The following is a 13,491-nucleotide window of genomic DNA, read 5'->3' as shown; positions in this document are numbered from 1 at the left end:
TTATAAAAAATGTCTTTGTCTAAAGATTTCATATAAAAGAATTCCACAAGCGACAGATACATTTAAAGATGATATTCCTTTCTTTACTGCTGGTATTTTTGCTTTTTCTGAAGAAAGTTCTAAATATTTTTTGCAAATTCCATTTTTTTCATTTCCTAGGATTAGTGCTATCGGTCCTGAAAAATCAACATTATAATAGATACTAGATTTCTCTTTTTCTGTTGTAGCAGAAACAATTTTTAATCCGTAGGACATTAAATATTCTATTGTGTTATGAATATTTTTCTCTTTACATATTGGAATTTTAAATAAAGCTCCTGAGGAAGTTTTGATAGAATCAGATCCTATTAATGCTGTATTTTTTTTTGGAATAATGATAGCATCTGTTCCTGCGCATGCAGCAGTACGAATGATAGATCCAAAATTTCTAACATCAGTAATACGATCTAAAATGAGCAAAAGAGGGTTTTTTCTTTTTTCATAAAACATAGGAAGTAAATCTTCTATATGATAAGTGGCTATTGGAGATAAAATTCCAAAAACTCCTTGATGATTTTTATTTCTCAATTGAGAAAATTTTTTTTTTGTTCCAATTTGAATTGGAATATTTTTTTTTTTGGAAAGATTTATTAATTTTTTATAAGTATTAGATTTTGGTTGTTGTCCTTTTTGAAAAAAAAGTTTACTAATAGTTTTTTTATTAGATTGAATTGCTTCTATCAGGGGATGAATCCCATAAATCACTTCTGATTTCTTCATGAGTTTTTATTTTGGATCAAAAAATTTAAATATTGATTTTTTTAATGAATTTTTTATACAAATACGTATAATATTTTTACAGAAAAAAAATAAAAATAGAAAAATAAAAAGATATAAAATAGTTATAACTCCAAACCCTACAACATAATTTCCAAAATAATAGGATAAGAAAAAAGATAAAGAAAAACTTCCTACAAAAAGGATAATTATGAAAAACATAAGTAAAAGGAAATTTAAAAAAATTTCTGTCATGATGGAGACGAACAGTTTTATTGCTTTTTTTTTAAAAAATGTCAACTTTTTATTGAAAAAATTTTTAAATAGGATAAAAAAGAAACACTTATTAAGTCCCCAATTCATCTTCTACTTTATCCATTTTATCAATTTTATTTTTGCTCCATTTTTTTTCAAAATTTGATTTGATTTGATCAACTTGATTTCCTATTTTTTTGCTTATATTTTGTAAATTTTCTATCAATTCTTCAGTTTTTTTTCCTAATATATTTCTAATTTTAGACTCTTTCTCTTTTTTTGGAGCTAACAGAATTCCAACGACGAACCCTGCCATTGTTCCTAGGATGACTCCCCAAAAAAAACTTCCTACTTTTTTCATTTTCATAAAGAAAAACAATTTTATATTAATTGATAAATTTAATCATACAATATTTACGTACAAAATTGTCTTTATTTATTTTTTTTATAAAAATGTTTATATGCATGTTAAATATTAAAAAAAATTTTTCTTTAAAAAAGTTTAATACATTTGGAATCAATGTGTATGCGCATTATTTTGTAAATGTGAAAGGGATAGAAGATATCCAAGAAACTTTTTGTAAATATCCATCTATTCCAAAATTTTTTTTGGGGAATGGAAGTAATATTCTTTTTTTAAAAAATTTTTATCAGGGACTAGTAATAAAAATGGGAATAAAAGGAAAAAATATCATTCAGGAAAACAACGATCAAGTAATAGTGAAAGCTTTTGCGGGAGAAAATTGGAATGAATTTGTCAATTGGACTATAAAAAAAGGATTCAGTGGGTTAGAGAATTTATCTTTTATCCCTGGGACAGTTGGAGCAGCTCCTATTCAAAATATTGGAGCATATGGAACGGAAATAAAGGATACTTTATTGAAAGTGGAAGTCTATGAAACAGACAATGGAATAATTAGAGAATTAACACGTGAAGAATGTCAACTACAATACCGTCATTCTTTTTTTAAAAAATACAGAAATAAATTCCTGATTTTATCAGTCCTTTTTTTATTAAAAAAAAAACATCAAGAATTGAATACATCATCCATTGAAATACAAAAGGAATTAGAAAAAATGAATATTCAAAAACCTAATACTCATGACTTGAGGAAGGCAATTCTTCACATTAGACAAAGAAAACTTCCCGATCCAAAAAAAATTGGAAATGCTGGTAGTTTTTTTATGAATCCTATAGTAGGAATTTTTGAATTCAAAAAATTGAAAAATAAATACCCGACTATTATTGGATATTCTATTTCTAAAAAAAAAGTAAAATTATCTGCTAGTTCATTGATTCAATTAACTGGATGGAAAGGAAAAAAAATAGGAGATGTGGGAGTCTATAAAAAACAACCTATAGTTTTAGTCAACTATGGAAAGGCGAGTGGAATAGATATATATTCTTTTTCAGAAAAAATAACTAAAGACATCAAAAACAAGTTAGGGATTGTTTTATCTAGAGAAGTAAATGTTATACGATGATAAAAAAAAAAAACCAATAACTACTATTCTATTATCCTATTGTGAAAATAACTTAACTCACTACTCATTTAAAAAACATAAATACTAAAAAATGTATATCTTATTTCAATCAATTTTACTTTGTTTTATTTTTATTTACCTTTTCCTTTAGGATAGGAAAAATGTCGTCAATAATTTTTTGAGAAAAAAATAAAAAAAATTTCATTTATGACTTTAGAAAAATCAACAATATATATAAAAAATAAAATCAAAACAAAACCTGATTTTGGAATTCTATTATTAGGAAGCCAGTTTTTTAATAAACTTGTAAAGGAAATAATAAAAAAACCTATATGTATTTCTTACGAAGAAATTCCAAATTTTTCAAATTTATGTGGAGAATTGATTTTCGGAGAGATAGAAGAAAAAAAAGTTGTTTTTTTAATAGAACCCTTTTCTTTGTCTTCTTCTTATGAAGAAAAGGAGAAAAATACTTTTCCTGTTGTCTTGTGTAAAAATATAGGCATAGATAAATTAATACTAATCAATATTTCTGTAGGAGTGAATCCCAATTACAAAATGGGAGATGTCATGTTGGTTAAAGATCATATCAATCTTTTTCCACCAGATAAATCTCTTTTTTCTTTAAAAGAAAATCATCATTTGAATAGTTCTTTTTTTGGAATTACAGAAGAACCATATGATAAAAAAATGCTTGAAATAGCAGAAAATATAGCGATGAATCATAATATTATCATACAAAAAGGAGTATATGTTGCTTTTCCTTATCCAAACTATAAAACCCCTGCAGAATATGCAATGATACAATCCATGGGTGGAGATAGTGTTGGAATGAATAATATCATTTCGTATGTGATTACAGCTAGATATATGAGTTTACGAGTATTTGCTATCTCCATTATTATAATGGGCTTATCGAATCAACATAATAAAAAATATCAAACTAATTCCATTTTTCAAGAAACTGAAAAATCTATCCCTATTCTAATATTAATTGTAAAAGAATTTATAAAATTTTGTTATTAATTTTTTATTGAATAAATATATTTTTATGATAATTTATCAATTATATTTTTCGTAATATTTCCAAAAATTTTTCTTATTTCATTGTTTTCTAAAACAATAGGAATTCCTAAATCAGAGGATTCTCGTATTTTTTGTATCATAGGTATTTCTCCAAGAAAAAAAATATTCATTTTTTTAGAAAAATTTTTTACTCCATTTTTTCCAAAAAAAAAGCATTTTTCTTCTTTTTTTTTCAAAAAAAAAGACATATTTTCTATGATTCCAAGTATTGGAACATGAATAGATTTCATCCGAAACATTCCTACAGTTCTATGGACATCAGATAAAGCTATTTTTTGAGGAGTACTAACTATAATAATTCCTTTTAATGGAATTTCTTGTGAAAGGGATAAATGGATATCTCCTGTTCCTGGAGGTAAATCTACAATTAAAAAATCTAAACCTCCCCAATCAGTTTCATGAATAAATTGTCTTAAAGCTTTAGTAGCCATAGGCCCCCTCCAAACAATAGCCTGTCCAGATTTTGAAAAAAAACCTAAAGATAAAATTTTTACCCCATAACGAATGATAGGATTCATCTTATGAATTCCATTTTTTATGACGATACATGAGGAAATCATATCTTCTTTTATATTAAACATTAAAGGAATAGAAGGTCCATAAATATCTGCATCCAACAATCCTACATGAAATCCCATTTTCACTAAAGAAACAGCGATATTAGTTGCTATTGTGGATTTTCCTACTCCTCCTTTTCCAGAAGCAACGGCAATTATATTTTTTATCCCATTGATTGTTTTTTTAGTAGCATCTAATAATACAGTTTCTATTTTTATCTTAATCTTTGTTGCATCATTTACATTCTGATTTTTTTTTATAGATTGGTCAATATCTTTTTCTAATTTTTTTTTTATGTGCATAGTAGGATTAGATAAGTGGAGATGAATTATGATTTCTTCTTCAAGAAAATCTATATTTTTTACTATTCCTGCTTCAATAATATTTTTTTTTTCATTATCAACAGTAGTAATAAAAACATTTTCTAATGCTTTTGAAATTTTTTTTTTCATAAAAAAAGATTGTTCTTCTCTCAATTTTTTGAGATTGATATTTTCACAATAGTACAAAAAATGACGAGATTTAATCTTATTAGAAAATAATTTTTATGAATTTCTACTACGACATCACTCATTTTTATGATACTACTGAATAAATTTCATACGAAAATTATCGTTTTTAAATGGTTCAATTTAGAAACTCTATTTTCTAAAGAATTAATTACTCTTTCTGAAAAAGAAAGAAAAATTTTTTTTTCTTTATCAAAAAAACGTAAAAAAGAATTTTTAGGAGTTCGTTATGCTTTAAGATATATAGGAATTATGAATCTTTTTTACAATGAGAAAAGAAAACCTTTTCTTTTTCCTCAAAAAAAGTATATTTCATTAAGTCATTCTTTTGAAAAAATAGCTATAGCAATTAGTTCCTACCATATAGGAATAGATATAGAAAAATTCAGAAAAAATAAAATAATTAAAGTAAAAGAAAAATTTATTAGAGAGGATGAATCTCTTTTTATACATCCAAACCAAGAAGAAGAATATCTTCATATTATATGGGGGATCAAAGAAAGTTTATATAAATTAGAAGGAGGTCTCTCGTCAAGTTTTTTGGATCATTATAAAGTTTCTCCTTTTTGCATAAACAAAGATTTTTGTATATCGTGTTGGATTCTTAAAAAATCATATAGTAAGAGATTTTCTGCTTTTTATAGAAAAATAGATGAGCATTACCTTGTTTATATTATAGATAAATAAAAAAAATAAATTGATTTGGTTATGATCAATGAATGGATTCATATTTTTTTATATCCTTATCAAAATAGGAGTTTCTTCCAGATTTTTTTAGAATCTTCTGCTGCAACATTTAGTATATTGAGTGTCATTTTCGCACAAAAAAATAATATATGGTTATATCCAATAGGAATTGGAAGTACAGTGATATACTGTTATATAACTTTTATCAACTCTCTTTATGGAGATTGTCTTATCAATCTATATTATACAGGAATGAGTTTGTATGGATGGTATGTATGGAAATACAGGAAAAAAGAAAAAAATTTTTCTATATCTTTTTCAGATAAAAAAGATTATTGCTATACAGCTTTATTGTTTGTATCTACTTGTATTTTGAGTACAATAGTTTATTATTATTTCAATAATGGAAAACTTCAATCCAATTCTGATTGGGTTGATGTGTTGACAACTGGTATTTTTTTTTCTGGGATGTATCAAATGTCTATGAAAAAAGTAGAAAGTTGGATATTCTGGATAATTGGAAACATTATTTCTGTCCCTCTTTATTTTTTTAAAGGGCTTTTTTTAACAGGTTTTTTATTTATTTTTCTTTTCTTATTGGCTATAGGAGGTTATGTTCTTTGGAAGAAAAAAGTTTCAAAAAAAATTATTTATCATTAATAAATGGTGTATTTGATGAATGAGGATGTGTTTTTCTTTTTTTTTACCATATAACATGTTCATTCTGATGAATTTTTTATCAGTTTAGCCACATCATTTATATTGTCATATTCTGTTTCTATTCTTTTTTTTATATTTTTTACTCTTATTTTATTTTTTTCCATTTCATTTTTCCCTATACTGATAGTAAATGGAATATTATTGTCGTTGGCGTATTTAAATTGTTTATTGATTCTCACCGCATTTGGATACAATTGAGTAGAAATTTCTTTTTCTCTCAAAAAATTGATCATTTTATATGCATATAGAACTTCTTCATCTCCGAAGTTAATAAACAATACTTTTGAAGGAAAATTAGAAATAGTTTGGAATAAATTTTCTTTTTCCATAGCTAAATAAATTCTATCTAACCCTAAGGAAACTCCTACTCCAGAAATGTTTTTCATTCCAAAAAAACTAGCTAACTGGTCATATCTCCCTCCTCCTCCAATAGAATAAGAATCATCACTATTTGTTGGGAATATTTCAAATATTGTTCCTGTATAATAGTTCATTCCTCTGGCTAGAGAAATATTCCATTCTAATTTTGTCTTTTTTAAAGAAATGTTTTTTATTTTATTAAAAATAAAACTAAGATCTTCTATTCCTTTTTTTCCTTTTTTAGAAAATTGGAAGGCAACGTTTAAAAGTTTCCTTTTTTTTGAAAAATTCTCTTTCATTTCAAAAAAATATGCTATCTTTTCGAAAGAAGCAGATGAAATTCCTTTTTTAAGCATTTCTTTCTTTACTAAATTTCTTCCTATTTTATTCCATTTATCTAAAGAAGTCGTAAAATTTTTCCATAAATGATCTTCTATTTCAGAAATTTCCAATAATCCTCCTAAAATATCCCTATGGTTAATATGAATGATTATAGGAAACTTTAATTTCGTAAAAATTTTGTCGCAAAGTTGAATGAATTCTATTTCTTGCCATAAAGATAAAGAAGAAGACCCTATGATATCCGCATCACATTGATAAAATTCTCTAAATCTTCCTTTTTGTGGTTTATCTGCACGCCATACAGGTTGTATTTGATATCTTTTAAAAGGAAAAAGAATTTCATTTTTATGCATGACTACATAACGAACAAAAGGAACTGTTAAATCATACCTAAGTGCTTTATTGGATATTTGTTCCGTTAAATATTTTGTACTATCAATAATAGTTTCTTTATTTTTTTTTAAAAAAAAGTCTGAAATTTTTTTCTTTAAAAAATTTCCTGAATGAAGTAACTTAAACATTAAATATTCTCCTTCTTCTCCATATTTTCCAATAAGAGTGGAAATATTTTCAAAAGAAGGTGTTTCTATAGAATAGAATCCAAAAAGTTCAAAATAATTTCTAATAATTTGAATTAAATAATTTCGTTTATTCATCTCCATTGAGGAAAAATCTCTGGTCCCTTTGGGAATACTAGGAGAATGGTTCATATAGAATTTTCTTAATTTTTCTTATTAAGATCCTCATTTTTTATGAATTATTATTTTCTGTTTCTGAATTATGATTCTTATTCATATGAGGATGAGAATGTTTCATTCTATCTTTTAAGAATGGTTTCTTTCTTTTTTCCGAAGAAATAGGAAGATCAAAATGATCTTCTAGCATCATATATTTTTTATGTTTCTCTTCCACAAAATTACTACTTCTGCTGGAAGAAGGAGAAGAAGTAATAGCTTGATTAAAAATATTTTGTTTTTGATTAGATGATAAGTTTCCTTTTTTATAAGAAGAAATTCCTATATCTTGAGGATATTTTTTTTGTGAAGGAAAAGAGTCTATTCGTTTTTTAGTATAAGAATGAATTTCTTCTACTTTCTTTAATTTTTTTTTAGAAGGTTCTTCTAACCTATGAAATATTTTTTTTTCTTCGTGGTGAATAGCTCTCTGAACTTCAGTAGGAAATCCAGTAGCAACTATTGTCACTGAAATACTTTCCTCTAAATTTTCGTCTTCTCCTATCCCCATAATAATATTCGCATTGTTTCCTGCTTCTGCTTGTATATAATCACTGATAATTCCTATTTCATCTATAGTTATTTCAATTTTTCCTGAAACAATTAGCAAAAGAACGTTTTTTGCTCCCGTTATCTTATTATCATTCAGTAATGGAGAATCTAACGCTTGTACAACGGCTTCTTTGGCTCTATTTTCTCCTACAGAAATTGCTGATCCCATAATCGCTGTTCCACTTTCTTTGAGAACGGTTCTAGTATCTCTCAAATCGATGTTCTGTTTATAATGGTGAGTAATAACTTCTGCTATTCCTTTAGCCGCAGTAGTCAGCACTTCATCTGCTTTTGCAAATCCTGCTTTAAATCCTAAATTTCCATATAATTCTCTCAATTTATCATTATTAATGACAATGAGAGAATCCACATTTTTTCTGAGAGCTTCTATCCCTTTTTGGGCTTGTTGTAACCTCATTTTTCCTTCAAAATGGAATGGAATTGTTACAATTCCTACAGTAAGAATCCCTTTTTCTTTAGAAATTCCTGCAATAATTGGAGCTGCACCTGTTCCAGTTCCACCTCCCATCCCTGCTGTGATAAAAGTCATTTTTGTATTAGAATCTAAAATACTTTTAATTTCTTCTAGACTTTCTAAAGCCGCTTTTTCTCCTACTTCTGGATCTGCTCCTGCTCCTAATCCTTCTGTAATAGAAGCTCCTAATTGAATTTTTACAGGGACTGGATTATTATTGAGAGCTTGTGCATCTGTATTACATGCTATAAAATCGACCCCAGTAATTCCTTGTTCAAACATATAGCTTAAAGCATTACTTCCCCCCCCTCCTACACCAATAACTTTGATTGCAGCGGAACGATTTTTTGGAATTCCAAATTGAACGTTGTTGTTTTTTTGTATGTAATCTTCTTTTTTCATTGTTTATTATTCTGTATCATTCAATATTTGACGGAATTTATCTGCCCAAATTTCAAGAAAAGATTTAGATTTTTTTTTATTTTTTTTCTTCTTTTGAAAAGAATCCTTGTTATAATTAGATCTACGATTAGAAATCGGAAAAAACTCATAAGAATTTTCCTCATCATATCTAGAAATCATTTCTGTACAAATTTTATTATCTTCTAATCCTTTAATAACCAGTCCTATAGAAGTTGCATATTCTGGATTACTTATCATTCCATTTTCTCCTCCTGCAATATGCTCATTTGAATATCCTACACGAACATCCATTCCCGTAATATATTCTGTTAAAGGACGAATATGCTTTAATTGAGATCCTCCTCCTGTCATCACTAATCCTGCTATAAGTCGTTTTTTTTGTTCCTCATTTCCATAATTTTTTATTTCTATATTTACTTGTTCCAAAATTTCGCATACCCTTGTATGGATAATTTGGGAAAGACGTTTTAAAGAAATTTCTTTAGGATCACGACCTCTTAATCCAGGAATGCAAACAATTTCTGTTTCTTTATTTTCACCAGGCCACGCGGATCCAAATTTTATTTTTAGCAATTCTGCTTGTCTTTCAATAATTAAACAATCTGTTTTAATATTTTCAGTGATTACATTTCCCCCAAAAGGGATAACGGCTGTATGTCTAATAATGTTATCTTTAAAGATAGCAATATCCGTCGTCCCTCCTCCTATATCCACTAAAGCCACACCAGCTTCTCTTTCTTCCATGTTTAATACAGCTTCTGCAGAAGCTAAAGGTTCTAAAGTCATTCCTGCCAAATTCAATCCTGCTGCTTTTACACATCTTCCAATATTTCTAATTGAAGAAATTTGTCCTACCACTACATGAAAATTTGCCTCTAAACGACTTCCATACATTCCTATAGGTTCTACTATTTCTGCTTGACTATCTACTTTGTATTCTTGTGGAAGAACATGAATTATTTCTTCTCCTGGAAGCATCACCAGTTGATGAACTTGATCTATTAATTTTTGTATATCTTTTTGATTAATAACATTTTCGAAATCTAACCTTGTAATATAATCATTATGTTGTAGACTTCTAATATGTTGTCCTGCAATTCCAACAACTACTTCTTTAATTTTTAAACCTGAACTATGTTCTGCCTCTGACACAGCTTCACGAATGGCTTCTATTGTCTGAGTGATATTGTTCACAACACCTATATGAACACCTATACTTTTAGATCTCCCTATACCTAAAATCTCAACTTTATTATATTCATTTCTCCTTCCTACCATAGCTACAATCTTCGTAGTACCTACATCAAGACCTATAGCTATATCTTGATATTCCATAAATTTATCTTTTTTTAGCGACTACTTGGTCCTTATATTGTAAATCAATACTTTTATATTGATTGATCTCTATTTTATTTAAGTATTGCTTATAAAAAGCTTTTAATTTATTTAATTTACTTTTAAAATCCTCCAGATCCCCTAATATAATTTGATGATTTCCTATTTTTGGAATTAAAAAAAATAAATTATGAGCCGTTTTCTTGATACTAATAATTTGATTTTTTAATAACTCATCAGAATTGATTTCCTTGACTAAATTAGCTAAATGTTTTTTTTCTTCTTTTGAAAAAGATCCTTTTGCTAAAATCACTTTTGATGAATAAAAAGAAGAAAGTTCTAAATTTTCCGCTTCTTTAGTCAGATAATATTCTTTTTCTTTATTTCCATTTTTTATTCTTAAAATAGGTTCTTTTTGCAAAACTTTAATATTTAGGGTTCCATCCACATCAATAAACACTTCAGATTTTTTTATAAAAGGGTAATCATTTAATTGTTTTTCCATTCTTAATATACATAATTGACCGATTTTTTTTTCAATTTTTTCTATTCTAGAAAATAGAATTTTTTTAATAAGTTTTTCATTTACAAAATGATCATTAGATGATAATGGATTAATAACTATATTGAATCTTTTAAAATTTCTATTTATATGTATTTTTTGAGAAAAAAAATAAAAAAATATCATAAAAATTATATATACTAATAAAATAGTGATAAATATTATTTTTTTTTTCATCTATCCATATTGTTTATACAACCATTCTTTTATAGGACGGATTAAAATATCAATATTTCCGGCTCCTATTGTGAGAAGAATATCAAAATTTTTTTTTTTAATTTTTTTTAAAACTTTGTTTATAGTAGAAACTTCTTTTTTTTCAGAACTCATTTGAATCTTATCTAATAAACGGTTAGAACTAATTCCATCAATAGGGAACTCTCTGGCTGGATAAACATCTAATAAAATCAAAAGATCAAGTTTTTCTAAACTTTTAGCAAAAGCGACTTCAAAGTATTTAGTTCTACTAAATAAATGTGGTTGAAAAATTCCCAATATTTTTTTTCCTGGAAAACATTTTTTTACAGTAGTAATTAGAGCATTAATTTCTGTAGGATGATGTGCATAATCATCTATATATATTTTTTTTATAGATTGATAATGAATCGAAAATCTTCTTTTAATTCCCTTAAATAAAAATAAAGCTTTTCTAACATCTTCATTTTTTATTTTTAAAAAATCTGATATAGCTAATGCGGCTGTCACATTTTTTAAGTTATGTATTCCTGGAATCGGTAAGGGAAGAGATTTCCATGTTTCTGTTGGAGTATGAAAATCAAAATACCATTTATTTTCTTTTACATAAACATGATTGGAATAATAATTTGCTTTTCTTTCTACAGAATAATAGATAGCGTTTTTAGATGAAAAAGATTCTTCTTTGCAAAGAAATATTTTTTCATATGGACTTTTTATTCTATTAGAAAATTCTACGTAAGCCTTTATCAAGGATTCTTTTTCTGGATAAGTCTCTATATGATCTTGATCTAAAGACGTAATACATGCTATATTTGGGGATAAATATAAAAAAGAACGATCAAATTCATCAGCTTCTACTAAAAAAATTTCCGTTCCATTAGATATAAGATTCGATTGATAATTTTCAGATATTCCTCCCAAAAAAGCAGTTACATTTTTTCCAGAACTATATAAAATATGTCCTAGTAAAGTACAAGTGGTTGTTTTTCCATGTGCTCCTCCTATAGCTATACAAATTTTATTTTTTGTTATTAAAGATAATACTTGAGAACGTTTTTTTATATTTTTTACATATTTTTTTATAAAAATCCATTGTTTTTGATTATCAGGAATAGCTGGAGTATAAACAATTAAACATCGTCTGGAATGAATCCATTTAGGCAATATTTCTATGTTATCATGATAATGAATTGATATTCCTTCTTTTTCTAACTTTTTTGTTAAAAGGGTTTTATCTCTATCATATCCAGAAACTGTTTTTCCCATCTTATGAAAATATCTGGCTAAAGAACTCATTCCTATTCCTCCTATTCCTAAAAAGTAAAAAGAATCAATTTGATTAATAATATTCATAAAATAATCTGTAATATTTCATTTGCAATATCGTTAGTTGCTTTAGGTTTTCCTAATTGGAAGATATTTTTACTCATTTTTTTTTTCATACTAGAATTCTTAAGAAGTTGAATAGTAGAATCCACTAATTTTTCATCTATATCCTCGTTTTTTATTATCAAAGCAGCTTCTTTCTCTTCTAATATTTTAGCATTTTTATTTTGATGATCATCTGATGACCAAGGTAAAGGAATTAATATATAAGGTTTTCCTATTAAACATATCTCTGATATAGTTAAAGCCCCAGCTCTAGATACAATGATATCTGCTGCTGCATAACACATCGGAACATTATCAATAAATTCCATTAAAATAAAATTATGATGATGAGAAATTCCATTTTTTCTTACTCTATGAATATCTACTTTTCCTAATTGCCAAATCAATTGTATATCTAGATGTATCAGTTTTTTTAATCCTTTTATCCAAGCATTATTAATACTATTAGAACCTTGACTTCCTCCTATAGATAAAATAATCGGTTTTTCTTTTTTTAATCCTAAGTGAAAACAAGCTTCTTCTCTACTTGGTAATTGTAATATTCCAGATCTAACTGGATTTCCAGTGATTATAGTTCTTTCTTTTGGAAAATATTCTTTGGATTCTTCATAAGCAATACATATTTTTCTTGCATAACGAGAAAATATTCTATTGGTTAACCCAGGAAAAGAATTTTGTTCTTGAATAAGAATGGGAACTCTATTTTTTTTTGCAGCATATAATGTTGGAAAACTCACGTATCCTCCTGTTCCAACAACTATATCAGGAGAAAATTTTTTAATAATTTTATTGGCTAAAAAAAAACTATATATCAATTCTATAAATAAAATAAACCCTGAAGAAGAAAAAAGTTTTCTTTTTCCACCTGAAATACAAATCCTTTCTATTGGATATCCACATTTAGGAATTTCTTGCATTTCCATGTTTTTTTTAGATCCAATAAATAAAACATTGATTTCTGGAATTTTATTTTTAAGTTCATCTGCAATAGCTATCCCTGTGTAAATATGCCCTCCGGTCCCTCCACTACAAATAATAATTCTAGGAGAAATATTCTTCATG

13 protein-coding genes are annotated in these 13,491 nt (G+C 26.6%); 4 read left to right on the top strand and 9 right to left on the bottom strand.

What is annotated here, in order from left to right:
- A complete protein-coding gene (rlmB, locus tag H0H77_RS01305; RefSeq protein WP_185851797.1) occupies positions 1-759 on the bottom strand; it encodes a 23S rRNA (guanosine(2251)-2'-O)-methyltransferase RlmB in 759 nt (252 codons plus the stop codon).
- Positions 760-1,102: 343 nt separating this feature from the next.
- Positions 1,103-1,378 (bottom strand): YtxH domain-containing protein, encoded by a 276-nt coding sequence (locus H0H77_RS01300; protein WP_238783811.1) that lies wholly within the window; start codon positions 1,376-1,378, stop codon positions 1,103-1,105.
- Positions 1,379-1,476: 98 nt separating this feature from the next.
- Here H0H77_RS01300 and murB point away from each other — a divergent pair, with 98 nt between their 5' ends.
- Positions 1,477-2,496 carry a UDP-N-acetylmuramate dehydrogenase gene (gene murB / locus H0H77_RS01295; RefSeq protein WP_185851796.1) on the top strand — a complete coding sequence of 340 codons (1,020 nt, stop codon included), beginning with the start codon at positions 1,477-1,479 and terminating at the stop codon, positions 2,494-2,496.
- Between the two features lie 207 nt (positions 2,497-2,703).
- Complete coding sequence (locus H0H77_RS01290) at positions 2,704-3,522, top strand: purine-nucleoside phosphorylase (RefSeq protein ID WP_185851795.1); 819 nt, start codon at positions 2,704-2,706, stop codon at positions 3,520-3,522.
- Positions 3,523-3,545: 23 nt separating this feature from the next.
- Here the strand turns inward: H0H77_RS01290 and H0H77_RS01285 are convergent, their stop codons facing one another.
- Complete coding sequence (locus H0H77_RS01285) at positions 3,546-4,592, bottom strand: Mrp/NBP35 family ATP-binding protein (RefSeq protein ID WP_185851794.1); 1,047 nt, start codon at positions 4,590-4,592, stop codon at positions 3,546-3,548.
- 126 nt (positions 4,593-4,718) lie between these two features.
- On the opposite strand from H0H77_RS01285, the gene H0H77_RS01280 reads away from it, so the two are divergent.
- Both H0H77_RS01280 and pnuC read left to right on the top strand, forming a co-directional pair.
- Positions 4,719-5,336 (top strand): 4'-phosphopantetheinyl transferase family protein, encoded by a 618-nt coding sequence (locus H0H77_RS01280; protein WP_185851793.1) that lies wholly within the window; start codon positions 4,719-4,721, stop codon positions 5,334-5,336.
- A 21-nt stretch (positions 5,337-5,357) separates the two neighbouring features.
- Entirely contained in the window at positions 5,358-5,996 is a 639-nt protein-coding gene (pnuC, locus tag H0H77_RS01275) for a nicotinamide riboside transporter PnuC (RefSeq protein WP_317168006.1), read from the top strand.
- A 59-nt stretch (positions 5,997-6,055) separates the two neighbouring features.
- Here pnuC and hisS read toward each other — a convergent pair whose 3' ends face one another.
- Genes hisS through murG form a run of 6 tightly spaced genes read right to left on the bottom strand, consistent with a single transcriptional unit; the run spans position 6,056 to position 13,490 of the window.
- On the bottom strand, positions 6,056-7,468 hold the full coding sequence (gene hisS / locus H0H77_RS01270; RefSeq protein WP_185851792.1) for a histidine--tRNA ligase: 1,413 nt from the start codon (positions 7,466-7,468) through the stop codon (positions 6,056-6,058).
- Between the two features lie 40 nt (positions 7,469-7,508).
- Complete coding sequence (gene ftsZ / locus H0H77_RS01265) at positions 7,509-8,921, bottom strand: cell division protein FtsZ (protein ID WP_185851791.1); 1,413 nt, start codon at positions 8,919-8,921, stop codon at positions 7,509-7,511.
- A 6-nt stretch (positions 8,922-8,927) separates the two neighbouring features.
- Entirely contained in the window at positions 8,928-10,277 is a 1,350-nt protein-coding gene (gene ftsA, locus H0H77_RS01260; RefSeq protein ID WP_185851790.1) for a cell division protein FtsA, read from the bottom strand.
- 4 nt (positions 10,278-10,281) lie between these two features.
- The gene (locus H0H77_RS01255) at positions 10,282-11,016 is read right to left on the bottom strand and encodes a cell division protein FtsQ/DivIB (protein WP_185851789.1); all 735 of its coding nucleotides are present in this window, start codon (positions 11,014-11,016) and stop codon (positions 10,282-10,284) included.
- Positions 11,017-12,390 (bottom strand): UDP-N-acetylmuramate--L-alanine ligase, encoded by a 1,374-nt coding sequence (gene murC / locus H0H77_RS01250; RefSeq protein WP_185851788.1) that lies wholly within the window; start codon positions 12,388-12,390, stop codon positions 11,017-11,019.
- Positions 12,387-13,490 (bottom strand): undecaprenyldiphospho-muramoylpentapeptide beta-N-acetylglucosaminyltransferase, encoded by a 1,104-nt coding sequence (gene murG / locus H0H77_RS01245; protein ID WP_185851787.1) that lies wholly within the window; start codon positions 13,488-13,490, stop codon positions 12,387-12,389. Before murG ends, murC begins: the two co-directional genes overlap by 4 nt.
- Position 13,491: the final 1 nt, after the last annotated feature.

Source organism: Blattabacterium cuenoti (assembly GCF_014251255.1).
Lineage (GTDB): Bacteria > Bacteroidota > Bacteroidia > Flavobacteriales > Blattabacteriaceae > Blattabacterium > Blattabacterium cuenoti_W.
Note: the sequence above shows the minus strand (reverse complement) of the source record. Positions and strands in the feature narration are given on the sequence as shown.